General features: G+C 70.6%; 25 protein-coding genes. 15 read left to right on the top strand and 10 right to left on the bottom strand.

Features of this window, described 5'->3' with window-relative positions:
- Nucleotides 1-30: 30 nt before the first annotated feature.
- From ACO2TI_RS04115 to ACO2TI_RS04095, 5 genes are read right to left on the bottom strand one after another with little or no spacing between them, the layout of a single operon-like run.
- Nucleotides 31-1,413, bottom strand: coding sequence for a TolC family protein (locus ACO2TI_RS04115; RefSeq protein WP_423282186.1), 1,383 nt, complete (start codon nt 1,411-1,413; stop codon nt 31-33).
- A 2-nt stretch (nt 1,414-1,415) separates the two neighbouring features.
- Nucleotides 1,416-1,850, bottom strand: a complete 435-nt coding sequence (gene trxC, locus ACO2TI_RS04110; RefSeq protein ID WP_423282185.1) for a thioredoxin TrxC — start codon at nt 1,848-1,850, stop codon at nt 1,416-1,418.
- A 22-nt stretch (nt 1,851-1,872) separates the two neighbouring features.
- Nucleotides 1,873-2,082 (bottom strand): YgaP family membrane protein, encoded by a 210-nt coding sequence (locus ACO2TI_RS04105; RefSeq protein WP_423282184.1) that lies wholly within the window; start codon nt 2,080-2,082, stop codon nt 1,873-1,875.
- Nucleotides 2,079-5,297: an efflux RND transporter permease subunit gene (locus tag ACO2TI_RS04100; protein WP_423282183.1), complete on the bottom strand. Its 3,219-nt coding sequence runs from the start codon at nt 5,295-5,297 to the stop codon at nt 2,079-2,081. The genes ACO2TI_RS04105 and ACO2TI_RS04100 overlap by 4 nt, the downstream gene beginning before the upstream one ends.
- Nucleotides 5,297-6,337 (bottom strand): efflux RND transporter periplasmic adaptor subunit, encoded by a 1,041-nt coding sequence (locus tag ACO2TI_RS04095; RefSeq protein WP_423282182.1) that lies wholly within the window; start codon nt 6,335-6,337, stop codon nt 5,297-5,299. Before ACO2TI_RS04095 ends, ACO2TI_RS04100 begins: the two co-directional genes overlap by 1 nt.
- Nucleotides 6,338-6,495: 158 nt before the next feature.
- Between ACO2TI_RS04095 and ACO2TI_RS04090 the strand changes: the two genes are divergently transcribed.
- Both ACO2TI_RS04090 and ACO2TI_RS04085 read left to right on the top strand, forming a co-directional pair.
- Nucleotides 6,496-6,867, top strand: coding sequence for an ArsR/SmtB family transcription factor (locus ACO2TI_RS04090; RefSeq protein WP_423282181.1), 372 nt, complete (start codon nt 6,496-6,498; stop codon nt 6,865-6,867).
- A 365-nt stretch (nt 6,868-7,232) separates the two neighbouring features.
- Entirely contained in the window at nt 7,233-9,029 is a 1,797-nt protein-coding gene (locus ACO2TI_RS04085; protein WP_423282180.1) for a SulP family inorganic anion transporter, read from the top strand.
- Here the strand turns inward: ACO2TI_RS04085 and ACO2TI_RS04080 are convergent.
- Together ACO2TI_RS04080 and ACO2TI_RS04075 are read right to left on the bottom strand one after the other, a co-directional pair.
- Nucleotides 9,010-9,477 carry a glycine zipper 2TM domain-containing protein gene (locus tag ACO2TI_RS04080; RefSeq protein WP_423282179.1) on the bottom strand — a complete coding sequence of 156 codons (468 nt, stop codon included), beginning with the start codon at nt 9,475-9,477 and terminating at the stop codon, nt 9,010-9,012. The genes ACO2TI_RS04085 and ACO2TI_RS04080 overlap by 20 nt on opposite strands.
- 113 nt (nt 9,478-9,590) lie before the next feature.
- Complete coding sequence (locus ACO2TI_RS04075) at nt 9,591-10,148, bottom strand: HNH endonuclease (RefSeq protein ID WP_423283302.1); 558 nt, start codon at nt 10,146-10,148, stop codon at nt 9,591-9,593.
- Between the two features lie 253 nt (nt 10,149-10,401).
- On the opposite strand from ACO2TI_RS04075, the gene ACO2TI_RS04070 reads away from it, so the two are divergent.
- The 11 genes from ACO2TI_RS04070 (at nt 10,402) to ACO2TI_RS04020 (ending at nt 21,436) form a co-directional block, all read left to right on the top strand.
- Nucleotides 10,402-11,106, top strand: a complete 705-nt coding sequence (locus ACO2TI_RS04070) for a TetR/AcrR family transcriptional regulator (protein WP_423282178.1) — start codon at nt 10,402-10,404, stop codon at nt 11,104-11,106.
- A 50-nt stretch (nt 11,107-11,156) separates the two neighbouring features.
- On the top strand, nt 11,157-12,947 hold the full coding sequence (locus ACO2TI_RS04065; protein WP_423282177.1) for an acyl-CoA dehydrogenase C-terminal domain-containing protein: 1,791 nt from the start codon (nt 11,157-11,159) through the stop codon (nt 12,945-12,947).
- 33 nt (nt 12,948-12,980) lie between these two features.
- Nucleotides 12,981-13,424, top strand: a complete 444-nt coding sequence (locus ACO2TI_RS04060; RefSeq protein ID WP_423282176.1) for a DUF2147 domain-containing protein — start codon at nt 12,981-12,983, stop codon at nt 13,422-13,424.
- 38 nt (nt 13,425-13,462) lie between these two features.
- A complete protein-coding gene (locus tag ACO2TI_RS04055; protein ID WP_423282175.1) occupies nt 13,463-15,847 on the top strand; it encodes a 3-hydroxyacyl-CoA dehydrogenase/enoyl-CoA hydratase family protein in 2,385 nt (794 codons plus the stop codon).
- A gap of 73 nt (nt 15,848-15,920) precedes the next feature.
- Nucleotides 15,921-16,352 carry an endonuclease domain-containing protein gene (locus ACO2TI_RS04050; RefSeq protein WP_423282174.1) on the top strand — a complete coding sequence of 144 codons (432 nt, stop codon included), beginning with the start codon at nt 15,921-15,923 and terminating at the stop codon, nt 16,350-16,352.
- Nucleotides 16,345-17,544 (top strand): acetyl-CoA C-acyltransferase, encoded by a 1,200-nt coding sequence (locus ACO2TI_RS04045; protein WP_423282173.1) that lies wholly within the window; start codon nt 16,345-16,347, stop codon nt 17,542-17,544. The genes ACO2TI_RS04050 and ACO2TI_RS04045 overlap by 8 nt, the downstream gene beginning before the upstream one ends.
- A gap of 80 nt (nt 17,545-17,624) precedes the next feature.
- Nucleotides 17,625-18,491, top strand: coding sequence for an alpha/beta fold hydrolase (locus ACO2TI_RS04040; protein WP_423282172.1), 867 nt, complete (start codon nt 17,625-17,627; stop codon nt 18,489-18,491).
- Between the two features lie 28 nt (nt 18,492-18,519).
- The gene (locus ACO2TI_RS04035) at nt 18,520-19,281 is read left to right on the top strand and encodes an enoyl-CoA hydratase (protein WP_423282171.1); all 762 of its coding nucleotides are present in this window, start codon (nt 18,520-18,522) and stop codon (nt 19,279-19,281) included.
- A gap of 36 nt (nt 19,282-19,317) precedes the next feature.
- Nucleotides 19,318-20,031, top strand: coding sequence for an SGNH/GDSL hydrolase family protein (locus tag ACO2TI_RS04030; protein WP_423282170.1), 714 nt, complete (start codon nt 19,318-19,320; stop codon nt 20,029-20,031).
- A gap of 24 nt (nt 20,032-20,055) precedes the next feature.
- On the top strand, nt 20,056-20,889 hold the full coding sequence (locus ACO2TI_RS04025) for an SDR family oxidoreductase (RefSeq protein WP_423282169.1): 834 nt from the start codon (nt 20,056-20,058) through the stop codon (nt 20,887-20,889).
- A 124-nt stretch (nt 20,890-21,013) separates the two neighbouring features.
- Nucleotides 21,014-21,436, top strand: coding sequence for a PaaI family thioesterase (locus tag ACO2TI_RS04020; protein ID WP_423282168.1), 423 nt, complete (start codon nt 21,014-21,016; stop codon nt 21,434-21,436).
- Here ACO2TI_RS04020 and ACO2TI_RS04015 read toward each other — a convergent pair.
- Complete coding sequence (locus ACO2TI_RS04015; protein WP_423282167.1) at nt 21,433-21,867, bottom strand: hypothetical protein; 435 nt, start codon at nt 21,865-21,867, stop codon at nt 21,433-21,435. The genes ACO2TI_RS04020 and ACO2TI_RS04015 overlap by 4 nt on opposite strands.
- The gene (locus tag ACO2TI_RS04010) at nt 21,864-22,049 is read right to left on the bottom strand and encodes a glycine zipper 2TM domain-containing protein (protein ID WP_423283300.1); all 186 of its coding nucleotides are present in this window, start codon (nt 22,047-22,049) and stop codon (nt 21,864-21,866) included. Before ACO2TI_RS04010 ends, ACO2TI_RS04015 begins: the two co-directional genes overlap by 4 nt.
- A gap of 166 nt (nt 22,050-22,215) precedes the next feature.
- Between ACO2TI_RS04010 and ACO2TI_RS04005 the strand changes: the two genes are divergently transcribed.
- Nucleotides 22,216-24,072 (top strand): diguanylate cyclase, encoded by a 1,857-nt coding sequence (locus tag ACO2TI_RS04005; RefSeq protein WP_423282166.1) that lies wholly within the window; start codon nt 22,216-22,218, stop codon nt 24,070-24,072.
- A gap of 24 nt (nt 24,073-24,096) precedes the next feature.
- Here the strand turns inward: ACO2TI_RS04005 and ACO2TI_RS04000 are convergent, their stop codons facing one another.
- The gene (locus ACO2TI_RS04000; RefSeq protein ID WP_423282165.1) at nt 24,097-25,149 is read right to left on the bottom strand and encodes a serine endopeptidase; all 1,053 of its coding nucleotides are present in this window, start codon (nt 25,147-25,149) and stop codon (nt 24,097-24,099) included.
- 68 nt (nt 25,150-25,217) lie between these two features.
- On the opposite strand from ACO2TI_RS04000, the gene ruvB reads away from it, so the two are divergent.
- Complete coding sequence (gene ruvB, locus ACO2TI_RS03995; RefSeq protein WP_423282164.1) at nt 25,218-26,282, top strand: Holliday junction branch migration DNA helicase RuvB; 1,065 nt, start codon at nt 25,218-25,220, stop codon at nt 26,280-26,282.

Genomic DNA, 26,282 nt, shown 5'->3' with positions numbered 1-26,282 from the left:
GGTCATCCTGCGGCGTCGTCTCCTCAATGGTCACGGACGCTGCGGCGCCTGGAGCCGCGCGTTGGCGCGCTGCAGCGCGATGTCGTCGAGCTCGCCGGCCAGCGCGGCCAGCTGCAGGTGGCGCGTGACAAGGCGCACGCGCGCCTCTGTCAGCGCGAGTTCGGCGGCGGTGGCGTCGTTCTCCGCGTTGAGCAGGTCGAGCGTCGTGCGGTCGCCGGCTTTCAACCCCACGCGCGTGGCGTCGAGTCGCGCGCGGGTGGCCTCAAGCGCAGCGGCGAGCGCGCCCGTCTGGCTCGCGCCGACCGCCAGGTCCAGCCAGGCGGCGCGGGTCTGCTGGGCCACCCGCTGGCGCGCACGCTCGAGCTCGGCCTGCGCCTTGTCGGCCAGCGCGCGATCCTCGGCATGCACAGCGCTTCGCGTGCCACCGGTGTACAGCGGCACGGACAGCTGCACACCGATCGCGCCGTTGCGCCCGGTGTGGCTCGCACGTCCGAAGTCGCCGTCGCCGGAGATGCGGTCGTAGCCCAGCTGCGCGACCACGTCGAGCGTTGGCGACAGGGCCGCCGAGGTGGCGCGTGCCTGGGCCCGGGCCACGTGCACATGCGCTTCGGCCATCATCAGGCCGGGGTTGCGCCGCGCGGCGCGGTCGAGCCAGTCGTCCAGCGTGCCGACGCCCTCGAGGAGCCGTTCGCCCGGCAGCGCCAGCGGCTCGTCGTTCAAGGCCAGCCCGGTGACGTCGGCCAGCGCATTGCGCTGCAGCTGCAGCTGCGTTTGCGCGGCCAGTCGCTCCGCCTGCAGCGCCGCCGCGCGGGCACCGGCCTCGTGCACGTCCGTCACCGGACGGTCGCCGATGCGAAAACGATCGCGCGCCTCGGTGGCCGCCTGGTCCACGGCCTGCTGCTGGCGCTGCAGCAGGCGCAGCCGCTCGGCCGCCAGCGCGGCGCCGAAGTACGCCTCGGTCGTGCTCAGCATCAGCGCCTGGCGTGCCTGCGTCCATTCGAACTCGGCCGCCCGTGCGCTCGTTTCCAGGGCCTCGCTGCGCGCGCTGCGTTCGCGGCTGTAGACCGGCTGGCGTAGCGCGAGCGCATAGCGCGTGCCCGTGCCACCGGTCACCGAGGTGTCGAAGTTCACGCCGTTCGTCTGGCCGAAGCCCGGGGCCGAGAACTGCGCGCCGCGGGCCGCGGTCTCGCTGGCGGCGTAGGACACGCCGCCTTCGAGCACCACGCTGGGCCGCCACAGCGTCTGGGCCTGCTCGCCACGCGCGCTGCCTGCCGCGCGCGCGGCCAGCGCAGCGGCGGCGTCGGGCGCGTGCTGCTGGGCAGCTGCCCAGGCCTGCACGAGGTCGAGCGCGTGCGCTCCCGGCGCCAGCGCAGCGGCCGCCAGCAGCGCGAGGACGCGCAGCGGGGGTTTCATCGTCAGGCCCATCTCGCGCCGAGCTGCTGGCGCAGCCAGTTCACGATCTCGCCAGCGGGCATCGCGCCGCTGCGGCGCGCGATCTCTCGACCGCCGAGGAACAGCACCATCGTCGGAATGCTGCGCACGCGATGGCGAAGGCTGGCGCGCGGCGCGGCTTCGGTGTCGACCTTGACGAAGCGCACCAGCGGCAGCTGGGCAGCCGCAGCGGCGAACTGGGGCGCCATCAGCTTGCAGGGGCCGCACCAGTCGGCCCAGAAGTCCACCAGCACCGGCAGCTCGGTGCCTGCGACGAAGGCGTCGAAGCCGCCGTCGTCCAGCGCCACGGGTTGCGGCGCCATCAGCGGCTCGCCGCAGCGCCCGCATTGCGCAGCGTCGGCGAGGCGGTCGTCGGGCACGCGGTTCCTGGTGCCGCACGAAGGGCAGACGACTTGCATGGCAGCCTCACACGTTGCGAGATCAGCAGCCGGGCTTCACGCCCAGCCTGCGCAGGATGATTTCCAGCGGACACCACTGGGTGAACGCGCTTTGCAGCAGGTTCGCGCCAACGAAGGCCGTGAAGGCAAGCCACCACGCGCTCAGGTAAAGCGGGCTGCCGGGCACGCCCAACGCCAGGGACAACAGGATGAACAGGCCCGCGAACATGCGGACGACGCGCCACGAGGTCATGCGTGTGCTCCTTCGGAGGTTGAGGGGGACGGCGAAACCGGCACCGGCCGGTGCCGGTACGCGACGTAGTACAGAAGCGGGATCACGACCAGCGTCAGCAGCGTGCTGACGAAGATGCCGAAGATCAGCGAGATCGCGAGGCCGTTGAAGATGGGGTCGTCGAGGATGAAGAACGCGCCCAGCATCGCGGCCAGGCCGGTCAGCAAGATGGGCTGAGCGCGCGTCGCGGCCGAGCGCACGACCGCCTCCTTCAGCGGCATGCCCTGCGCGACCTGCAGGCCGATGAAGTCCACCAGCAAGATGGAGTTGCGCACGATGATGCCCGCCAGCGCGATCATGCCGATCATGCTGGTGGCCGTGAACGGCGCGCCCAGCAGCGCATGGCCCGGCATCACGCCGACGATGGTCAGCGGGATCGGCGCCATGATGATCAGCGGCGTCAGGTAGCTCGCGAACTGGGCGACGACCAGCAGGTAGATCAGGATCAGCCCGACCGCGTAGGCGGCGCCCATGTCGCGGAAGGTCTCGTACGTGATCTGCCACTCGCCGTCCCACTTGATCGCGTAGTCGCGCCAGGTGTCGTCGGGCTGCCGGATGAAGGTTTCGCCCAGGCTGCCGCCGCCTGGCGTGCGGATCGCGGCCAGGGCCGGGCGCATCTGGAACATGGCGTACAGCGGGCTGTCGACCTTGCCGGCCATGTCGCCGACCACGTAGTGCACCGGCAGGCCGTCCTTGCGGAAGACCGGCTGCTCGCGCAGCGTGTCGCTCACCATCACCAGTTCGCGGATCGGCACCAGCTGGCCGGCGGCGCCGTGCACGCCCAGTTGCAGCAGCGCGTCGATGTCGCCGTGCCGTTCGGGCGGCAACTGGATCGTCGCGGCGGCCGGGTACTTGCTCTGGTCGTGCAGGTAGGCGGCGGCCTCGCCGGCCAGGCCCGCGCGCAGCGTGCTCACGATCTCCGACTGCGCGACGCCGAGCAGCGCGGCCTTGCGCCGGTCGACGAGCAGCAGCTTGCGTGCAGCGTCGGCGATGCCGGAGTCGTCGACGTCGACCACGCCCGGCGTGCTTTCGAACACCGCGCGCACGGCCTTGGCCACGTCGCGCCGGCCCGCGGCTTCAGGGCCGTAGACCTCGGCGACGATCGGCGAGAGCACCGGCGGGCCGGGCGGCACCTCGACCACCTTGACGTTGGCGCCGTGACGCCGGCCGATCTTCTGCAGCTCGGGACGAAGCCGCGTCACGATCGCGTGGCTTTGCTCGTCGCGATGGTGCTTGTCGACGAGGTTGACCTGCAGATCGCCGACCTCGCCGCCGGCGCGCAGGTAGTACTGCCTCACCAGGCCGTTGAAGCTGATCGGCGCGGCCGTGCCCGCATAGGCCTGCACGTCGGTCACCTCCGGCTGTCGGACGAGGTGGTCGCCGAGCTCGCGCAACACCGCGGCCGTGCGCTCGACCGTCGTGCCGGCCGGCATGTCGACCACCACCTGGAACTCCGACTTGTTGTCGAAGGGCAGCATCTTCAGCACCACCAGCCCCAGCGCCGGCAGCGCGAGCGACAGCCCGATCAGGCCCGCGACGCCGGCGCCGAGCCATGCGCGGTTGCGCGGTCCGCGGCGCTCGTCCAGCAGCGGGCGGAAGACGCGCTCGAACAGCGGGCCGAGCCTCGCGCCCAGGCCCCGAGACTCGTCCTGCGCATGCCCGCTCGCGTGCTTCATCCACAGGCGGGCAAGCCACGGCGTCACGACGAAGGCGATCGCCAGCGACAACAGCATGCCCATGCTGGCGTTGATGGGGATCGGGCTCATGTACGGCCCCATCAGGCCCGAGACGAAGGCCATCGGCAGGAGTGCCGCGATCACGGTGAGCGTGGCCAGGATGGTGGGGCCGCCGACCTCGTCGACCGCGCCGGGAATCAGCTGCGCGAGCGTCTTGTCCGGGTGCAACGCCATGTGGCGGTGGATGTTCTCCACCACGACGATCGCGTCGTCGACGAGGATGCCGATCGAGAAGATCAGGGCGAACAGCGAGACGCGGTTCAGCGTGAACCCCCACGCCCACGACGCGAACAGCGTGACGGTCAGCGTGAGGATGACGGCGCTGCCGACGATCGCGGCCTCGCGCCGGCCCAGGGCGAAGAAGACCAGCGCGACCACCGACGCCGTGGCGAACAGCAGCTTCTGAATCAGCTTCATGGCCTTGTCGTTGGCCGTCGCGCCGTAGTTGCGCGTCTCGGCCACGCTCACGCCCTGCGGGATCAGCGTGTTGCGCACGGCGTCGACGCGCCGCATCACCGCGTCGGCCACCGAGATCGCGTTCTCGCCCGGCTTCTTGGTGATGGCGATCGTCACCGCGGGCGACTCGCCTTCCTTCGTGGCATGCCAGACGTAGCGCTGGGGCGCCAGCGGGCCGTCGACGACGCGCGCCACGTCCTGCATGAACACCGGCCGGCCGTTGCGCGCGCCGACCACCAGCTCGCCGACGTCGCGCGCATCGCGCAGATAAGGGCCGGCTTCGAGCGCGACCGCGCGGTCGGCGCCCAGCAGTTCGCCCACCGGCGCACCGAGGTTGGCCGACTGCAGCGCCCGGCGCAGCTCGGCCACTGTGACGCCGGCGCCGGCCATGCGTGCCGGGTCGATCTCGACGCGCACCGCGCGGCCCGGGCCGCCGACGGTCGCGACTTCGCGCGTGCCGGGCACGCGCTTGAGCTCGGCCTCCAGCGTGTGCGCGACGCGCTCCAGGTCGAAGGCACCGACGCCGGCGTCGCGCGAGTGCAGCGTCAGCGTGACGATGGGCACGTCGTCGATGCCCTTGGGCTTGATGAGGGGCTCGCCGACGCCGAGGTGGCGCGGCAGCCAGTCGGCATTGGAATGGACGGTGTCGTAGAGGCGCACCAGCGCATCCGTGCGCGGCACGCCGACCTTGAACTGCACGGTGACGATGGCCAGGCCCGGACGCGAGACGCTCATCACGTGCTCGGTGCCGGCGATCTGCGACAGCACCTGCTCGGCCGGCACCGCCACCATCTGCTCGACGTCCGCGACCGACGCGCCGGGGAAAGGCACCAGCACGTTGGCCATGGTCACGTTGATCTGCGGCTCTTCCTCGCGCGGTGTCACGAGCACCGCGAACGCGCCGAGCAGCAGCGCCACCAGCGCCAGCAGTGGCGTGATCTGCGCCGACTGGAAGTAGCGCGCAATGCGCCCGGAGATTCCCATCAGCGCACCCGTGCCGCAGCCTGCGGGTCCAGCGCGACGCGCTCGCCGGCGGTCACGCCGGACAGCAACTCGACCGACTCCCCGCTGGCCGGCCCAAGGCGCACCTGGCGCAGCAGCGGCCTGCCGTCGGCGCCGATCACGTAGACGCCGGTGAGCTCGGCGCGCCGCACCACCGCCCGCAGCGGCACCGTGACGCGGGGCGCACCGTCGCTGCCGGGCAGCCAGACGCGCGCAAACATGCCGGGCGCGGCCCGCGTGGCGGCGGGCAGGTCCAGGCGCAGCTCCACGGTATGCGTCTGCGGATCGGCCGCCGGCAGCACCTGCCAGCCTGCCGGCTTGAGGCGATCGGGCGTGCGGCCCGGCAGCTCGACGAGCGGCTCGGCCTGCGGCGCGGCGGCCAGGGCCTGCGCGGCCCCCTGCGGCACCGGCGCGCTCACGCGAAGCGCCGCCGGGTCGTAGAGCGTGAGCAGCGCGCGGCCGGGCATGGCCATGTCGCCCAGCACGACGGCCACGTCGGACACGATGCCGCCGTAGGGGGCCCTCACCACGTAGAAGCCCGACTCGGTGCGCGCTGCGCCGGCTGCAGCCAGCTGCGCGGCGGCCTGCGCCTGCGCTGCCTTGAACTGCGCCTCGGCACGGTCGAGCGCCGCCTGGCTGATGTAGCTCTTGTCGAACAGCTGTTGCTGGCGCTCGAACTCCCTGGTCGCGGCGTCCTGGGCGGCGCGCGCCGCCTGCACCTGCGCGGCCGCCGCGCCGGCTTGCTGCTCGGCCGCGCGCGCGTCCAGGCGCAGCAGCACTTGGCCTGCCGCGACGCGCTCGCCCGCCTTCACCTGCAGCGCCACGACCGCGCCCGACACCTGGGCCGCAACCACCGTCTGGCGCACCGCCTCGACCACGCCGTCATAGCCGGCTTCTCGCGCGGTGGCGCTCGGCGCCACCACCACGCTGGCCAGCGCCCCCGGCGCGTCGGCGGCCACCGCTGCCTGCGCCGCCACGAGAGCGGCCAGCGACAGCATTGCGAGCTTGCGTTTGTGATTCATGTCGTTGGTTTCGCGCCTGAAATTCGGCTGGCATTCGGCTTCTTGTTGTGTAGTATTTAGCTATTCAGCTAAATAGTCAAGTGGCTACGTTAACGAACATCTTCCGGAAGCGGCCAATGAGGCATCATTCGCACTCCACATCCACCTCGTGTCCCGGCATGGAAGGCTTGCCCCCCGAGGCGTTGTCCCAGGTGGCGTCGTATTTCCAGGCGCTGTCGGAGCCGACGCGCCTGCAGATCCTCAACCTGCTTCGCGGCGGCGAGCGCAACGTCGGCGAGCTGGCCCAGGCCTGCGGCTACACCTCGGCCAACATCTCTCGCCACCTGTCCCTGTTGATGCAGCACGGCCTGGTCGAGCGCGAGAGTCGCGGCAACGCCGTCTACTACCGCATGGCCGATGACTCGGTCTACGCGTTGTGCGACCTCGTCTGCGGCAGCATCGCGCGCCGCCTCGACCGCAGCGCCCAGGATCGCAAGGCCTTTGCGCGCGCACGGCCCGCCGCCTCTCGCGCGCGATCGCGGGGCGCCTGATGCCGCGCCATGGCTTTGCCGCCTTCGCGCCCGCGCAGTGACAATCGAGCGAGGCCAACCCATCGACGCACCCCCGGGGGAATTGCTGTCTGGCATTGAATCGCTGCCGCACGCGGTCCGGATTGATTTGCGTCAGTCGCGCGCCCGGCAGGACTCGGCATCAGCATCGTCATGACCCATGCCGTGCCTCGCGTCCCGTGAACCTGTCCACCGCATACCCATGACCGTCAACAGGCACCCCCGTTCGCCCGCGGCTCCACTGGCCGGTGGCACACCGCAAGGGCGACCGGGCGGCACCTGCGGCGCATGAGCCGCCGGGCCGCTCCCAAGGCGAATTCCGGAGTGCGCAGCACGGAGGATTCCCAATGAGCCGCCGTGCCGCTCGCCTGTTCGGCGGCTGGGTGGGCGAGCTCTCGCGCGAGACCCTGCGCGCCGACCTGATGGCCGGCCTGCTCGGCGCGCTGCTGGTGCTGCCGCAAGGCATTGCGTTCGCGTCGCTCGCCGGCCTGCCGCCGCAGATCGGCCTGACCACCGCGGTGCTGCCGGCCGTCATCGCGGCGCTGTTCGGCTCGAGCCGGCACGTGGCCACGGGCCCGAGCAACGCGACCTCGCTGGCGTTGGCGGCCATGCTCGCGCCGCTCGCGGTGGCCGGCAGCGCGAGCTACATCGAACTCGCGTTCGCGGTCACCTTGCTGGTGGGCGTGCTGCAGACGGCCGTCGGCGCGCTGCGGCTGGGCGGCATCGCCAACTTCATCTCGCCCGCCGCGCTGCTGGGCTTCACCACCGGCGCCGCGCTGCTGATTGCGCTGCATGCGCTGCCCGACCTGCTCGGCGTCACGGTGGACGCGCACGGCAGCGCCGCCTTCCTCGCCGCGCTCGCTCAGCAGCTCGAGCTTGCGAAGCCGGGCCCGCTGCTGGTCGGTGGCGTGACGCTGGCGGCGGCCGTCGCCGTGCGCCGGCTGCAGCCGCGCTGGCCGGCGATGCTGATCGCGCTGGCCGCCGGCACGCTGCTGGCGAGCGCGCTGCCGCCCGGCGAGGCGTGGCGCGTTGCGCAGGTCGGCCAGGTGCCGGCGCCGCTGCCGATGCTGCACTGGCCGGCGGTCGATGCCTCGCGCTGGTTCGAGCTGATGGGCCTGGCGCTGCCGCTGGCGCTGGTCGCGCTGGCGCAGTCGATCTCGATCGCCAAGGTGATCGGCGCGCGATCGGGCCAGCGCATCGACGCGAACCGCGAGTTCCTCGGCCAGGGCCTGGCCAACCTCGTCGGCGGCCTGACCTCGTCGTATATCGCCTGCGGCTCGATGAACCGCTCGCTGCCGAACTATGAAGCCGGTGCGCGCACGCCGCTGGCCTCGGTGTTCGCGGCCGTGCTGCTGCTGGCGCTGGCGCTGGCGAGCGCGCCGCTGCTGGCGCTGATTCCGCTGGCGTCGATCGCCGCGCTGCTGCTGCTGGTGGCCTTCAACCTGCTCGAGCTGCCGCAGTGGCGCAGGCTCGCGAGGCTCGAGCGCTCGGACCTGGCGATCGCCGCGGCCACCGCGCTGGCCACGATCACGCTGCGCATCGAGATCGCAATCCTGCTGGGCAGCATCCTGTCGCTGGGCACTTATCTTCTGCGCACGTCGAAGCCGGCGATGCGCACGATGGGCTTCGATTCGTCCGACCCCAACCGGCCCTTCGTCGTGGTCGACGGCCGCAGCCCTGCGGACGGCGCGCTGCCCGAATGCCCGCAGCTCAAGCTGCTGCGCATGGAAGGCGCGGTCTACTTCGGCGCTGTGGCCCACGTCTCGGACCATCTTGCCGCGCTGCGCGCCGCGCCCGACGCGCCCAAGCACCTGCTCGTGATGAGCAAGAGCATGAACTTCATCGACCTCGCCGCGGCGCAGATGTGGGACGAGGAGCTGCAGCGCCGACGCGCGATGGGCGGCGACCTGCACTTCCATCGCCCGCGCCCGCCGGTGGTCGACCTATGGCGGCGCACCGGATTCCTCGAGGCGCTGGGCCCCGGACACGTTCACGCCGACAAGCGCAGCGCGATCGCGACCATCGTGCCGCGGCTCGATGCGGCGATCTGCGCGCGCTGCCGTGTGCGCGTGTTCTTCGAATGCGCCGACCAGCCCGGCGCGTCCGATCAGCCGAGCGTGTTGCTCAGCGCGCCGGCGCCCTAGCCACGCGCGTCGTGCCGCCGCTGGAGACCAGGATCACCGGGTCGCCGGGCTGGAAGGCCTCGCTGCCTTGGGCCTGCACGATCGCGCGGCGCTCGCCGTTGCGCAGCTGGACGATGATCTCGTAGGCCTGCTCGCGCGTCGAGTGACGCTCGACCTGGTTGCCGATCACCGCGCCGGCCACGGCACCGAGCACGCCGACCACGATGGCCTCGTTGCGCCCGCCGACCGTGCTGCCCGCGACGCCGCCGGCCACCGCCCCGGCCGCGCCGCCGATGCCCGACTGCGAGCCTTCGACCGTGACCGGCCGGATGCTGACCACCGTGGCGTCTTGCACCGTCGACAGGCGCTGCGCGTCCTCGCGCTTGATCACGTCAGGGCTGGTCGTCGAGCACGCCGCCATGGCGAGCGCGATGGCCAGCGCGGGGCCGGCGGTCCATTGGGTCTTCATTGGGAATTCCTTGAAAGTTCAGCCGAAGCAACGAGCGCGATGCACGCGACGTTGACCAAAGCTGCGAGTGTGACCTGCGGCGCGAGCGCCGGGTTCCGGCCCGGCGACCGAGCTCAGCCGTGGAGCCGGCTCGTGCGCGGCACGCTCGCGAGCAGGAACTCCATCTGGTCGGCCAGGATGCGCCGCCCGCGAAGAATCATGTCTTCGTGCAGGCTGGGCACGTAGGGCAGGTAGAGAAGGCTCATGCGCGCCTCCTCGGGCAGGCGATTGCCCTTGCGGCCGTTGCAGGCGCGGCACGAGGTGATGCAATTCATCCACGTGTCCTTGCCACCGCGCGAGACCGGCACGATGTGCTCGCGCGTGAGCTGCTCGGGATGGAGCCGGTGGCCGCAGTAGGCGCAGACGTAGCGATCGCGGGCGAACAGCTTGGGGTTCGACATCGCCGGCGTGGTCCGCCAGGCGCGGCTGGGGATCGCGCCGCGCACCGCGATGATGGAGTGCACCTCGATGCGCGACTGGCGCCCGGTCACGCGCTGGATGCCGCCGCGCAGCACCGCGCGCGCCGGGCCGAGCGTCCACGCGACGCCATCGCAGGCATAGATCACCGCCGCCTCGCGAGCCGAGATCCAGGCTTGCGGGCGACCGGACACGTCGAGCTGTAGCACGTCCAACATGCGTGACTCCTCGTGTCGAGCATACGGCGAACCGCTCGCGGCACTCAAGCGACGCCCCAGGAAGCCGAGCAAAGCGCACGAAGTCGCCATCACGGCGCGGCGCGGTTCGCCGGCCCGCGACCCCCAGGCACCCGCGTAAACCCTAGGTGCAGCTAGGCGACAGGCTCTACAAATCGTGAAGCCCGCATCACACCGGGGTCACGGAAAGCTGCAAAATAGAACGATCGTTCGTTTCTTTTTGCAGACCGCCATGTCCACCTCCGCATCCCTCGCCGCGCCCCGCCGCAGCAGTACGGGCAGCCGTGGCACGCTGCAAAAAGGCCAGCAGACGCGCGCCGCCATTCTGGAGGCGGCCCTTGGGCTGGCGTCGCAGATCGGGCTCGAAGGCCTGTCGATCGGCGCGCTGGCCGAGGTCATGCAGATGAGCAAGTCGGGCGTGTTCGCCCACTTCGGCTCGCGCGAGGAGCTGCAGATCTCGGTGGTGCGCGAGTACCACAACAAGTTCGAGGAAGAGATCTTCATGCCGGCGATCCGCGAGCCGCGCGGGCTGCCGCGGCTGCGCGCGATGTTCGAGCGCTGGGTCAAGCGCGTGTCGGTCGAGGTCGACTCGGGCTGCATCTACATCAGCGGCGCGGTCGAGTTCGACGACCGGCCCGGCCCGGTGCGCGACGCGCTGGTCGGCATGGTGCGGGCCTGGCACCAGGCGCTCGAGAAGGCGATCCGCATGGCGATCGACGAAGGCCACCTGAAGGCCGACGCCGACCCGATGCAGATGCTGTTCGAGATCCACGGACTGATCCTCGCGCTGCACCACGACGCGCGCTTCATGCGCAATGCCGGCGCGCTCGAGCGCGCCCACCGCGGCTTCGAGCGCATCGTGTCCGACTACCTCGCTGTCCCCGGCACGACCAGGCCGGCGCCCGCCAAGACCGCAGCGCGCGCTCGCGCGCGCTGACGCGATCCGTTCCCTTCGTTCGTTTCACCTGTCCTTCGGAGTTTCTCGAGATGGCGACCTACACCCCCCCGTTGCGTGACATGCAGTTCGTGCTGCACGAGCTGCTCAACGTCACCGACGAGCTCAAGCTGCTGCCGCCGCACGCCGAGGTCGACGCCGACACCATCAACGCCGTGCTCGAAGAAGGCGGCAAGTTCGCCGCCGGCGTGGTGTTCCCGCTCAACCGCAGCGGCGACGAAGAGGGCTGCACACTCGACAAGAACACCCACGAGGTCACGCCGCCCAAGGGCTTCAAGCAGGCCTACCAGCAGTACGTGGAAGGCGGCTGGCCCGCGCTGTCGTGCGACCCGGCCTTCGGCGGCCAGGGCCTGCCAATCGTGCTGAACCAGTGCTTCTACGAGATGCTGAACTCAGCCAACCAGGCCTGGACGATGTATCCGGGCCTGTCGCACGGCGCCTATGAAGCGCTGCACGCGCACGGCACCGACGCGCAGAAGAAGACCTACCTGCCCAAGCTCACCAGCGGCGAATGGACCGGCACGATGTGCCTGACCGAGCCGCACTGCGGCACCGACCTGGGCCTGCTGCGCACCAAGGCCGAACCGCAGGCCGACGGCACGTACAAGATCACCGGCCAGAAGATCTTCATCTCGGCCGGCGAGCACGACATGGCCGAGAACATCGTTCACCTGGTGCTCGCGCGCCTGCCTGACGCGCCGGCCGGCTCCAAGGGCATCTCGCTGTTCGTCGTGCCCAAGTTCAATGTCAACGCCGACGGCTCGCTGGGCGATCGCAACCCGATCTTCTGCACCGGCCTCGAGCACAAGATGGGCATCCACGGCAACGCGACCTGCCAGCTCAGCCTCGAAGGCGCCGTCGGCACCCTGGTCGGCGAGCCCAACAAGGGCCTGCAGGCGATGTTCGTGATGATGAACGCCGCGCGCCTGGGCGTGGGCAACCAGTCGCTGGGCCTGACCGAGGTGGCTTACCAGAACGCGGTCGCCTACGCGAAGGACCGCATGCAGATGCGCGCGCTCTCAGGCCCCAAGAACCCGGAGCTGCCGGCCGACAAGATCATCGTGCACCCCGACGTGCGCAAGATGCTGCTGACCGCGCGCGCCTATGCCGAGGGCGGCCGCGCGTTCGCGATCTGGACCGCGCTGCAGATCGACAAGGAGCTCTCCAGCGACGACGCGGACGAGCGCAAGGACGCGGCCGACCTCGTCGCCCTGCTCACGCCGATCATCAAGGCCTTCATCACCGACAACGCCTGGATCGCGACCTCGCACTGCATGCAGGTGTTCGGCGGCCACGGCTACATCCGCGAGTGGGGCATGGAGCAGTACGTGCGCGATGCCCGCATCAACATGATCTACGAGGGCACGAACACCGTGCAGTCGCTGGACCTGCTGGGCCGCAAGGTGCTGGCCGACAACGGCGCCAAGCTCAAGAAGTTCGGCAAGCTGGTCGCTGCCTTCGTCGAGGAAGAAGGCGTCAACGAGGCGATGCAGGAGTTCGTGAACCCGCTCGCCGACCTCGGCGACAAGGTCACCAAGCTGACCACTGAGCTGGGCATGAAGGCCTTCGGCAACGCCGACGAGGTGGGCGCCGCGGCGGTCGACTACCTGCGCGTGTGCGGCCATCTCGTGTTCGCCTACTTCTGGGCCCGCATGGCCAAGGTCGCGCTCGAGAAGCAGGGCTCGGGCGATGCGTTCTACAAGGCCAAGCTCGCGACCGCGCGCTTCTACTTCGCCAAGCTGCTGCCCGAGACCGCGGGCCTGATCCGCAGCGCGCGCGCCGGTCTGGCGCCGCTGATGGAAATGGAAGAAGCGCTGTTCTGAGCCTTTGAGCCACCACGACAACGGAGACAAGCGATGAAGCACTTCGCGACCACCCTGCTGCTCGCCACCGCCGCGTTCGCGGCCCAGGCCCAGACCACCCCCGCCGGCCTGTGGAAGACGATCGACGACGAGACCAAGCAGGAGAAGTCGCTGGTGCGCATTGCCGAGTCCGGCGGCGCCTTGAACGGCCGCATCGAGAAGCTGCTCGACCCGAAGGCCCTGCCCGACGCCAAGTGCGACAAGTGCAGCGACGAGCGCAAGGACCAGCCGGTGGCCGGCCTGTTGATCATCCGCAACGTGAAGAAGAACGCCGACGACGCGGCGCTGTGGGACGGCGGCGACATCCTCGACCCGAACAACGGCAAGGTCTACAAGGTCCGGCTCAAGCCCATCGACGGCGGCAAGAAGCTCGAGGTGCGCGGCTACATCGGCGCGCCGCTGCTGGGCCGCACGCAGACCTGGGTGCGCGTCGAGTGACGCGGCCCGACGAACACGAATTCACTGGAGAGAAGACGATGAGTCGATTCAACGTCCGCAAGGTCGCCGTGCTCGGCGCCGGCGTGATGGGCGCGCAGATCGCGGCCCACCTGGTCAACACCAAGGTGCCGGTCGTGCTGTTCGACCTGCCCGCCAAAGAGGGCCCCAAGAGCGCCATCGCGCTCAAGGCGATCGAGAACCTCAAGAAGCTCAAGCCCGCGCCGCTGGGCGTGGCCGAGGACGCTGGCCTGATCACACCGGCCAACTACGAGGAGCATCTCGCGCTGCTCGGCGAATGCGACCTGGTGATCGAGGCGATCGCCGAGCGCATGGACTGGAAGCTCGACCTCTACACCAAGATCGCGCCGCACATCGCCGCGCACGCGATCGTGGCGTCGAACACCTCCGGCCTGTCGATCACCAAGCTGAGCGCTGTGCTGCCCGAATCGATCAAGCCGCGCTTTTGCGGCATCCACTTCTTCAACCCGCCGCGCTACATGGCGCTGGTCGAGCTGATCGCGACGCCGACCACGCAAGCCGAGGTGCTCGACCAGCTGGAAGGCTTCGTCACCACCTTCCTCGGCAAGAGCGTCGTGCGCGCGAACGACACGCCGAACTTCATTGCCAACCGCGTCGGCATCGCCGGGATGCTGGGCACGATCAAGGAGGCCGAGAACTACGGCCTGTCGTATGACGTGGTCGACGACCTGACCGGCAAGAAGCTCGGCCGCGCCAGCTCGGGCACCTTCCGCACCGCGGACGTGGTCGGCCTCGACACGATGGCCCACGTCATCAAGACGCTGCAGGACAACCTCGCCGACGATCCGTTCTTCCCGAGCTATGCGACGCCCGCGGTGCTCGAGGGCCTGATCAAGGCCGGCGCGCTGGGCCAGAAGACCGGCGCGGGCTTCTACAAGAAGGTCGGCAAGGACATCCTGCGCCTCGATCCTGCCAAGCAGGACTACGTGCCGGCCGGCGGCAAGGCCGACGCCATCGTCGAGCGCATCCTGAAGAAGCCCGCCGCCGAGCGCCTGAAGCTGCTGCGCGAATCGAGCAACCCGCAGGCGCAGTTCCTGTGGGCGATCATGCGCAACAGCTTCCACTACGCCGCCGTGCACCTGGAAGCGATCGCCGACACCGCGCGCGACGTCGACTTCGCGATGCGCTGGGGCTTCGGCATGAAGCAAGGCCCGTTCGAGCTGTGGCAAGACGCCGGCTGGCAGCAGGTTGCCGCCTGGGTCAAGGAAGACATCGACGCCGGCAAGGCGCTGAGCAAGGCGCCGCTTCCCGCATGGGTCTTCGACGGCCGCACCGGTGTGCACACGCCCGAAGGCTCGTGGTCGCCCGCGAAGAAGGCCTATGTGCCCGCGAGCAAGCTGCCTGTCTACGCGCGCCAACTGTTCCCCGAGACCGTGCTGGGTTCGGGCGCGACCGATGCGCTCAAGAGCGGCACCGAACTCTTCAAGAACGAGGAAGTGCGCGTCTGGACGCTCGACGGCGAGGTGGTCATCGCCTCGATCACCGCCAAGCTGCACCTGATCAGCCCGGCCGTGACCGAAGGGCTGCTCAAGGCCGTGGAGATTGCCGAGGGCGGCTACCAGGGCCTGGTGATCTGGTCGCCCGACGACGTGTTCTCGGCCGGCGCCAACCTCGAGTCGCTGATGCCGGTGTTCATGAAGCTGGGCGCCAAGGGCATCGCGCCGGAGGAGAAGAAGCTGCAGGACGCGATGCTGCGCATCCGCTATGCGCAGGTGCCGGTGGTCAGCGCGATCCGCGGCATCGCACTGGGCGGCGGCTGCGAACTGGCGGTCCATTGCGCCAAGCGCGTCGCGGCGATGGAAAGCTACATGGGCCTGGTCGAGGTCGGCGTCGGCCTGATCCCCGGCGGCGGCGGCCTGGCCTACATCGCGCGCCGCGCGGCCGAGATGGCCACGGCCGGCAACGCGAACGCCGACATCCTGAAGTTCGTGACCGACGGCTTCACCAGCGCCGCGATGGCCAAGGTGGGCACCAGCGCGATCGAAAGCCGCAAGCTCGGCTACCTGCTCGACAGCGACGTGATCGTTGCGCACAAGGACGAGCTGCTGTACGTGGCGCTTTCGCAGGCCAAGGCGCTGTACGCGAGCGGCTACCGCGCGCCGGTGCGCAAGCCTTTCCCGGTCGCGGGCCGCAACGGCATCGCCACCATCAAGGCACAGCTCGCCAACATGCGCGACGGCGGCTTCATCAGCGCGCACGACTTCCACATCTCGGCCCTGATCGCCGACGTGGTCTGCGGCGGCGATGTCGACGCGGGTTCGCTCGTGACCGAGGAGTACCTGATGGCCCTCGAGCGCAAGCACTTCTGCGGCCTGCTCGAGCACCCGAAGAGCCAGGAACGGATCATGGGCATGCTGCAGACCGGCAAGCCGGTTCGCAACTGAGCCACGCGGGCCGCGCATGTCTCACGCACCCGCACCGCCTGACTCCCTCTCCCGCTCGCGGGAGAGGGCGGGGGTGAGGGCTGCGCGCGGCCTGCGCCAGCGCTCGACCGATGCGGAAGCAATGCTCTGGAACCGCCTGCGTTCGCGCCAGCTCGACGGCCTCAAGTTCCGCCGCCAGCACCCGGTTGCAGGTTTCGTCGTCGACTTCGCGTGCATGGAGGCCGGCATCGCGGTCGAACTCGACGGCGGTCACCACGCCGAGCCTGCAGCGGTTCTCCGCGATGACCAACGTTCACAGGCTATCGCCGACGAAGGCTTGCGCGTGATCCGCTTCTGGAACAACGACGTTCTGAACAACATCGAGGGCGTGCTGCAGATCATTGCCGAGGCCACTCGTCACCCTCACCCCAGCCCTCTCCCGCAAGCGGGAGAGGGAGCAAAACACCCTGCGCTCTCTCCGGCAATTGGAGAGGGAGTGAACACCAAGGAGCCTTCTCATGGCTAAGCAAGTGCAAGACGCCTACATCGTCGCTGCCACCCGCACCCCGATCGGCAAGTCCGGCCGCGGCTACTTCAAGAACACGCGCCCCGACGACCTGCTGGTCGCCGCGATCAAGAGCGCGCTGACGCAGGTGCCCACGCTGGACCGCGGCGCGGTCGAGGACGCGATCATCGGCTGCTCCTTCCCCGAGGGCGAGCAGGGCATGAACATGGCGCGCATCGCGGTGCAGCTGGCCGGCTTCACCAAGCCGGTCGGCGGCGTCACGGTAAACCGCTTCTGCGCCTCGGGCCTCACGGCCATCCAGATGGCGGCCGACCGCATCCGCGTCGGCGAGGCCGACGTGATGATCGCCGGCGGCGCCGAGTCGATGAGCCTGGTGCCGATGGGCGGCAACAAGCCCTCGTTCAACCCGGCCATCTTCGAGCGCGACGAAGACATCGGCATCGCCTACGGCATGGGCATCACGGCCGAGAAGGTCGCGGCGCAGTGGAAGGTCTCGCGCGAGGCGCAGGACGCCTTCTCGCTCGAGTCGCACCAGCGCGCGCTGAAGGCCATCGCGGCCGGCGAGTTCAAGGACGAGATCACGCCGATCGAGGTGCTCGCGCGCATGCCCGACCTCGCCACCGGCGAGCAGATCGTCAAGCGCCGCACCGTCGACATCGACGAAGGCCCGCGTCCCGACACCTCGCTCGAGGGCTTGGCCAAGCTCAAGCCGGTGTTCGCCGCCAAGGGCAGCGTCACCGCCGGCAACAGCTCGCAGACCAGCGACGGCGCCGGCGCGCTGATCCTGGCCTCCGAGCGCGCCATCAAGCAGTACGACCTCAAGCCGCTGGCGCGCTTCGTCAGCTTTGCGGCGCGCGGCGTGCCGCCGGAGATCATGGGCATCGGTCCGATCGAGGCGATCCCGGCCGCGCTCAAGTACGCGGGCCTCACGCAGGACCAGATCGACTGGATCGAGCTCAACGAAGCCTTCGCGGCGCAGTCGCTCGCGGTGATCAACAGCGTGGGTCTCGACCCCGCCAAGGTCAACCCGATGGGCGGCGCGATCGCGCTCGGTCACCCGCTGGGCGCCACCGGCGCGATCCGCGCGGCGACCGTGGTGCACGCGCTGCGCCGTCGCAACCTGAAGTACGGCATGGTGACGATGTGCGTCGGCACCGGCCAGGGTGCCGCGGGCATCTTCGAACGCGTCTGAGGCACGACCTGCCAGGACACGAGAGGGCCGCCGCTGCGCACAACGCAACGGCGGCCCTCGCTGCATCGGGAGTCCCATCGATGACGCAACCCGTTCGCTTCCTCGCCGACGACGGCTTCGAACTCCACGGCACGTTGCACGGCGATGCCGCGCAGGCGCAGACCGCCGTGCTGCTCGCGCCCGCGATGGGCGTGCCGCAGCGCTTCTATGCCGACTTCGCGCAGTGGCTGGCGCGGCAAGGTCATCTGGTGCTGTGCTTCGACTACCGCGGCATCGGCGCCTCTCGTCCGCCATCGCACAGGACGCTGCGCGGCTTCGAAGCCGACGTCAGCACCTGGGCCGAGCGCGACACTGCCGCGGCGCTGCGCTTCCTCGAATCGCAGGCGGCCGACGGCGCACCCCTGCACTGGATCGGCCACAGCCTCGGCGGCCAGATCGTCGGCCTGGTGCCGGGCCACGAGCGCGTGGCCAGCATCGTGACCGTCGGCTGCGGCAGCGGCTACTGGCTGCAAAACGCCTGGAAGCTGCGCGTCTACGTCTGGTGGCTGTGGTTCGTGATCTGCCCGATCGTGATGCCGCTGGCGGGCTACTTCCCCGGCCGGCGGCTCAAGAAGATCGGCGACCTGCCCTATGGCGTGATGCGGCAGTGGCGGCGCTGGTGTCTCCACCGCGACTACCTGATGAGCGAAGGCGGCGCACGATGGCGCGAGCGCTATGCGGCGATCCGCGCGCCGCTGCTGAGCCTCTCGTTCACCGACGACGAATACATGTCCGCCGCGAACACGGCCTCGATCCACGGCTTCTACAGCGGCAGCGAGAAGACCATGAAGCGCATCGCGCCGGCCGACATCGGCGCGCGGCAGATCGGACACTTCGGCTTTTTCCGCAAGCGCTTCGAGGCGACGCTGTGGCCGCAGGTCGGCCAATGGCTCGCGCGCAGCGCCTGACCCTCTTTCACGCCCAGGAGACACACCCATGAGCATCAAGACCGCGACGCTTTCCGGCGTGGCCACCATCGAGATCGCGCGCCCCGAGAAGAAGAACGCGATCACGATGGCGATGTACCAGCAGATGGCCGACGCCATCCTCGACGCGCAGCTCGACTCGAGCGTGCGCGCCATCCTGATCACCGGCCAGCCCGGCATCTTCACCTCGGGCAACGACCTCGAGGACTTCATGCAGCGCCCGCCGCAGGGCGCCGACTCGCCGGTGTTCAAGTTCATGGAGGCGCTGCTGGGCTGCGACAAGCCGGTGATCGCCGCGGTGACGGGCGCGGCGATCGGCATCGGCACCACCATGCTGCTGCACTGCGACCTGGTCTACGTGGCCGACGAGGCGCGCCTGGCGATGCCCTTCACCAGCCTGGGCCTGGTGGCCGAGTTCAGCTCCAGCCTGCTGGTGCCGCAGCTGATGGGCCGCGCGCGCGCGGCCGAGAAGATCCTGCTCGGCGACCCGATGACCGGCGCCGAGGCGGTGGAACTGGGCATCGCCAATGCCGTGTTGCCCACCAGCGAGGTGGTCGCGCATGCGCGCCGCGTCGCCGAGCGCTTCAACGGCCTGCCGCCGACCGCCGTGCGCGAGACCAAGAAGCTGATGACACGCGCGAGCGCCGCGTTGATCAAGGAGCAGATCGCCGCCGAGGGCGAGGTGTTCGCACGCCAGCTGCGCAGCCCCGAGGCGCGCGAAGCCTTCCAGGCCTTCTTCGAGAAGCGCAAGCCGGACTACTCGAAGTTCTGACGCGGCCGGGAAGGTTTGCGCAATGACCCTGAGGCCATGACCACCCTCGCCAAGATCGCCCTCGGCCCGCTGCTGCTGGCCCAGGCGCGGCTGGCGCGGCGCAGGGCACCGGTGCTGCCGGAGGCCGACGGCGAGCGCGAGGGCCGCATTGCCGGCACGGGCGTGCCCCTGTCGCTGCTGATCGTCGGCGATTCGTCCGCCGCCGGCGTCGGCGTGGCGACGCAGGACCGCGCCTTCACCGGCTTCTTGCTGCGCGCGCTGCGCGCGCAAAGCGACCGCGCGATCCACTGGCGGCTGGCGGCGAAGAGCGGGGTCAACTCCGAGGCCGCGCTGGCGCTGCTCGACCCGCTCGACGGCTGGCGCGCCGAGATCGCGGTCGTGGTCCTGGGCGTCAACGACGTGATCGACCAGCTGCCGCCGCACCGCGTGCTGATCGCGCGCGAGGCGCTGGCCGCGCGGCTGCGCGATCGTCACGGCGTGCGCCACACGGCGTTCACGCCGCTGCCGCCGATGCACGAGTTCCCGCTGCTGCCGCATCCGCTGCGCGCGGTGGTCGGCCGCGACGCGCAGCGGCTCAACGCCGCGCTGGCCGCCTGGGCGCGGCGGCGCGACGACGCCAGCCTCGTGCCGATCGACGGCCTGCGCCTCGGGCCCGAGTCGATGGCGGCCGACGGATTCCACCCCGGCGAGCCGGTCTACCGCGTCTGCGGCGAGGCCGTCGCGCGCCACATCGCAACGCGGCTGCTTTAACAAGATCCAACAGGAGACCCGCGCATGAACACGCTCAAGGGCAAGACCCTCTTCATCACCGGCGCGAGCCGCGGCATCGGCCTGGCCATCGCCAAGCGCGCGGCAGCCGACGGCGCCAACGTCGCGCTGATCGCCAAGACCACCGAAGCGAATCCCAAGCTGCCGGGCACGATCTACAGCGCGGCCGAGGAGATCGCGGCGGCCGGCGGCCAGGCGCTGCCGATCGCCGGCGACATCCGCGACGAGGCCAGCGTGCTGGCCGCGGTGGCGCAGGCGGTCGAGCGCTTCGGCGGCATCGACATCCTGGTCAACAACGCCAGCGCGATCAGCCTGACGCCGACGCACGCGACGCCGATGAAGCGCTTCGACCTGATGTTCGGCGTCAACGTGCGCGGCACCTACCTGTGCACCCAGGCCTGCCTGCCGCACCTGATCCGGGCCGCCGAGCGGGGGCGCAACCCGCACGTGCTCAACATGAGCCCGCCGCTGTCGATGAAGCCGCACTGGTTCCAGCACCACGTGGCCTACACGATGGCCAAGTACGGCATGAGCGAGTGCACGCTGGGCCATGCGGCCGAGTTCAAGGCCTATGGCATCGGCGTGAACAGCCTGTGGCCGCGCACGGCCATCGCGACGGCGGCGTTGCAGATGATTCCGGGCGTCGACGTGGCCAAGTGCCGCACGCCGGAGATCCTGGCGGATGCGGCCTATCTGATCCTCACCAGCGACGCCAAGACGACGACCGGCAACTTCTTCATCGACGACGCGCTGCTCGCGCAGCACGGCGTCACCGACCTGGAGAAGTACAGCGTCACGCCGGGCAACAAGGACTTCATCCCCGACTTCTTCGTGGATTAGGTGAACCACCCCCGAAGCGCCTTCGGCGCCTCCCCCTCAAGGGGGCGACGCGAGTGGACCAGCGAAGCCGGATCCACCGCGTCCGCTGGTTTCAGCTTGCGCGACGCGCAGTGGAGCAACTGAAGTGAATGCAGACGACTTCAACCGCCGCGGCGCCGGTCACCTGCCGGGCCACCTGGGCATCGTCGTGCGCCGCGTCGACCGCGACGCGGTGCATGCCGAACTGCTGGTGCGCCAGGAGCTGATGGCGCCCAACGGCTTCCTGCATGCCGGCAGCGTCGTGACGCTGGCCGACACCTGCGCCGGCTACGGCTGCGTCGCCAACCTGCCCGAGGGCGCGAGCGGCTTCACGACCATCGAGCTCAAGAGCAACCACCTCGGCACCGCGCGCGAGGGCACCATCGAGTGCATCGCCACGCCCGTGCACCTGGGTCGGCAGACCCAGGTGTGGGACTCGGTGGTCACGCACCGCGAGAGCGGCAAGACGATCGCGCTGTTTCGCTGCACGCAGATGGTGCTGTTCCCGCGCGCACCCGTCGGCAGCTAGCGCGCCGGGGCCGACGCCGCTTCGCTGGCCGGCTGCGCCGGTGGGCGCGGACCGATCTCGACCGTCACCAGCTCGCGCAGGATGCCGCCACCGGCGACGCTGCCGCTCGTCGTGCCACGGCCGTCCATGCGCGCCAGGCAGGCCTCGCGGTCCTCGGGCGGCAGGCGCTCGCAGCGCAGCCGCGCGTTGCGCGCGTACACCGCTGGATCCTCGCCGGCCGCGAGGCGTGCCGCCTCGGCGCGCGCGGCGCCCGCCTCGCGCAGGCAGGCCTCGCGGTCCTGGCTGCTGCGCCCGCTGAGGCAGGCGGCTCGCTCCTGCTCGTATCGCGAACGGGCCTCGCCAGGGGGTGACGAGGCACCGGGCTTCGCCGGCGCCTGGGCCATCGCGGCGGCACAGGCCAGCAGCGACAGGCCGAGCGTGAGGCGCCTCATCTCTTCTTGCCGACGCGATTGCCGATCACGCCGCCGACCGCAGCCCCGCCGACCGTGCCCAGTGCGCTACCGTCCGTCAGCACGGCACCGCCCACGGCACCCACGCCGGCACCGATGGCCGTAGCCTTGTCGCGTTCGGACATGCTGGCACAGCCACCCAGGCCAGCCAGGAACGCAGCCATCGTGGCGCACGCGGCGCCGGTTCGTATTCGGTTGAGTCGTTTCATTGCGGACCTCCTGCATCACAAGCGAAACCCCATGCCGCCCCCTCACGGGCGGGCGGCACCGTGTCCCCGTGCTGGATGCGGGCAAGCGCGATGCCCGCCAGCGCCTGCCGGCAGGACGTCCATGCGCCTGACGCGGCTTTTTCGCCTGCTGACCGGCCTGCTGCTGCTGCCGGTCGCGGCCACGCTGGCCTACATCGGGGTGGCCGAGTGGAAGGCCCATCGCGCCGCACAGGCAGGGGTGGAACAGCTCGAGGGCCTGCGCAGCGCGCTGACGGCGGCCGAGATGGCCTCGCGCGAGCGCGGACCGGCCAACGGCGTGCTCGGCGACGGCGAGCCGGCCGACCGGGCCAAGCAGCGGCGGCTGGCCGAGGCGCGCGAGCGCACCGACCGCGCCTTCGACGACCTCGAGCGCCGTCTCGGCGAGGACGGCGCCGACGGCGCCCATGCCCGCGAGGCCGAGCGCATCGCCGCGGCGCGCCGGGCCTTGCGCGAGGCACGTCGCACGATCGACGGCCTGGCCGTGCAGGCGCGCGCGCACCGCGCGCCGGCCGACATCCAGGCCGCGGTGGAGCGCATGTTCGCGGTGATCCCCATGCTCGGCCCCACCACCAACTGGTACGCCGGCGGCGCGCAGGCCGTTCATCCCGAGCTGTCGGACGCGATCATCGGCGCGCGCCTGGCCGCCGACCTGCGGGAGTACGCCGGCCAGCTCGGCTCGCACTTCACCGCCGCGCTGACTGCCGAGCAGCCGTTCACGCGCGCCGAACAGGCACGCATCGACCACACGCGCGGGCGCATCGACCAGCTCCACGCGCTGCTGCGCACGCGGCTGGCGGCCGAGCCGCTGCCGGAACCAGCGGCCGCGGCGGCCGCGCGGCTGGAGGAGCGCTACTTCGGCCGCGCGCAGCGCCTGCTGGAAGAGGTGATGCGCGCCGGCGCCGACGACGGCCGCTACGGCCTGGACACCGCCGAGTTCGCCGCCCGCTATGTGCCGGACATGAACCCGATCGTCGAGCTGCGCGACGCGCTGCTCGACGACGCGATGCGCCGCGCCAATGCCGACCGCGACGCCGCCGGCATCGCGCTGGCCGCCGTCATCGCCTTGCTGCTGACGGTGCTCGCCGCGCTGGCGACGCTGCTGATCGTGATCCGACAGCGCATCGTGCAGCCGCTGGCCGAGTCGAGCGCGCTGATCGCCGCGCTGGCCGACGGCGACCTCGAGCGCGAGGTTCCCGAACCGGTGGCCGACGACGAGATCGCCGACATCCTGCGCGCGACGCAGGCGCTCAAGCAGCGCAGCCTCGAGCGCCACGTACTCGCCCTGGAGCGCGACGGCCTGATCGCGCAGTTGCGCGAGCAGTCCAACACCGACTTCCTGACCGGCCTGCCGAACCGGCGCGCCTTCTTCGAAGCCGCCACGCGCGAGCTGGCGCAGGCCCGGCGCCACCTGCACTCGCTGTCGCTGATGATGCTCGACCTCGATCACTTCAAGCGCATCAACGACACCTACGGCCATGCCGCCGGCGACGAGGTGCTCAAGGCGGTGGCGGCACGCGCGCGGGTGAGCTTTCGGCTCGGCGACGTGGTCGCGCGCTACGGCGGCGAGGAGTTCGTCGTGCTGCTGCCGCACTGTCCGCGCGAGGAGGCGATCCACAACGCCGAGCGGCTGCGCCAGATCATCGCCGAGCTGGTGGTGCCGCTGGCCACGCGTGATCGAATGACCACCACGGTGAGCATCGGCGTCGCGGTCTCGACGCCCGAGGACCTGACGCCCGACACGCTGTGCCAGCGCGCCGACCGCGCGCTCTATCACGCCAAGCGGCACGGCCGCAACCGCGTCGCCTTCGCCGCGCTGGACGGCATCGTCGACATCGCGCGCTACGACAGCTACGACGACGATCCGCCGGCCGGCGGCATCACGCCGGACACGCCGGCGCACCCTCTGGAGCGCGCAAGCGGCGTGCGCCCGGACACCTAGGGCGCAGGCCCCAGGCACGCGGGTTCATGCAGGCTCGGCCTGCGCTGCCGCGCTGCCGCAGCTCGGGCAGTAGTGGAAGAAGGCGTTCTTGCGCGTCGCGCACTGGCCGCAGCGGTCGAACAGCTTCAGGCCGCAGTGCACGCAGAAGTTGCTCGCGGCATCGCCCGGGCTGGCGATCGCACGCTCGCAACCCGGGCAGACGTTGATCGACATCTGCTTGAGCGCCTGCTCGTAGCCCAGCGATGCGCGCCGCTGGGCCTCGGTCTGCTGCGCCGCTTCCTGGCGCTTGGCGAGGTAGCGGCGCATCGCCTGGATCACGTAGTGACCGGCCACCGCGGTGAGCAGGATGCCGACCGCGTAGCGCACGTAGCCGCCGTAGCTCGGCAGGTAGGGCACGAGCTCGAAGAAGAAGGTGAAGGCCGCGAACAGCACGAAGCCGCGCGCCAGCGGCCAGTAGTCGCTCTTGCGCTTGCGCGCGACCAGCCAGGCCGCGATCGCCAGCAGCGGCAGCGTCAGCGCGAGTCGCGCGCCGAACACGCGCAGCTCCTGGCGGAACAAGGCTTTCTCGTAAGCCGGCTGCGCGGCGGCGAGCAGGTCGGCCTCGGCCTGGCGCGCGCGCATGCCGGCCTGCGACGCGTCGAGCAGCGCCTGATCGATCTGCTCGACCGCCGCCTGCGCCTCGCGCTCGCGCGCCTTGAGGCCGTCGAGCTCACGCGTGCGCTTGATGACCTCGGGGTCCTGCGCGGGATCGGTGGTCGCGGTGCGCGTCGCGAGCCAGTTCTGGTAGGCCGCGCGCGCGGCGCTGTAGGCGTTGCCGGCCGCGTTCTGCGCCAGCTGGGCCTGCTGGCGGCGCGCATGCAGCTCGCTTTGGCGCTTGTCCTGCTTCTCGGCCTCGGCACGCGCATTGGCCAGTGCGATCGGCTCGGCGAAGCGGTCGATCGACACGCGGTCCTCGACCTTGGGCAGATCGGCGACGATCTTCGCGCCCAGGCCGATCAGGAAGCCGGCGAACACGAAGCTCACCAGCCACATGACGATCGCGAACAGCCGCTCGGGAACCCGCAGGCTCTTGAACATGGACGCCCTCTCCGGTCGTTGGTGTGCGGCGATTCTTGCCTGCGCGGGCACTCGCGCACAATCGCGGCATGAGCATCCAGACCGACGACTTTTCCGCAGGGACGCCGCTGCCGCGCGTGGTCAGCGCTGCCAGCAGCTCGCCCAACGAAGAGGCCGTCGAGCGCGCGCTGCGGCCCAAGGACCTGCACGAGTACGTCGGCCAGGCCAAGGCGCGCGAGCAGCTCGAGATCTTCATCGGCGCGGCAAAGAAGCGCGCCGAGGCGCTGGACCACGTGCTGCTGTTCGGCCCGCCGGGGCTGGGCAAGACGACGCTCAGCCACATCATCGCCGCCGAGCTGGGCGTGAACCTGCGCCAGACCTCGGGGCCGGTGCTCGAGAAGCCCAAGGACCTGGCGGCCATCCTCACCAACCTCGAGCGCAACGACGTGCTCTTCATCGACGAGATCCACCGGCTCTCGCCGGTCGTCGAGGAGATCCTCTATCCCGCGCTGGAGGACTACCAGATCGACATCATGATCGGCGAGGGGCCCGCGGCGCGCTCGATCAAGCTCGAGCTGCAGCCCTTCACGCTGGTCGGCGCGACCACGCGCGCCGGCATGCTGACCAACCCGCTGCGCGACCGCTTCGGCATCGTCGCGCGGCTGGAGTTCTACTCGACCGAGGAGCTCGCTCGCATCGTCACGCGCTCGGCCGGGCTGCTGCACGCGCCGATCGACCCCGAGGGCGCGATCGAGATCGCGCGCCGCTCGCGCGGCACGCCGCGCATCGCCAACCGGCTGCTGCGCCGCGTGCGCGACTACGCCGACGTGAAGGCCGAGGGCCACATCGGCCGCGCGATCGCCGACAAGGCGCTGGCGATGCTCGACGTCGATCCACAGGGCTTCGACGTGATGGACCGCAAGCTGCTCGAGGCGGTGATCCACCGCTTCGACGGCGGCCCGGTCGGCCTGGACAACGTGGCCGCGGCGATCGGCGAGGAGCCGGGCACCATCGAGGACGTGATCGAGCCCTACCTCATCCAGCAGGGCTACCTGCAGCGCACGCCGCGCGGCCGCATCGCGACGATGGCGGCCTATCGGCACCTGGGCGTGGTGCCGCCCAAGGCGAGCGGCGGGGATCTGTTCGGCGCCTAG

This window comes from Caldimonas sp. KR1-144 (assembly GCF_049446155.1).
In the GTDB taxonomy this organism is placed as follows: Bacteria; Pseudomonadota; Gammaproteobacteria; order Burkholderiales; family Burkholderiaceae_C; genus Rivibacter.
Note: the sequence above shows the minus strand (reverse complement) of the source record. Positions and strands in the feature narration are given on the sequence as shown.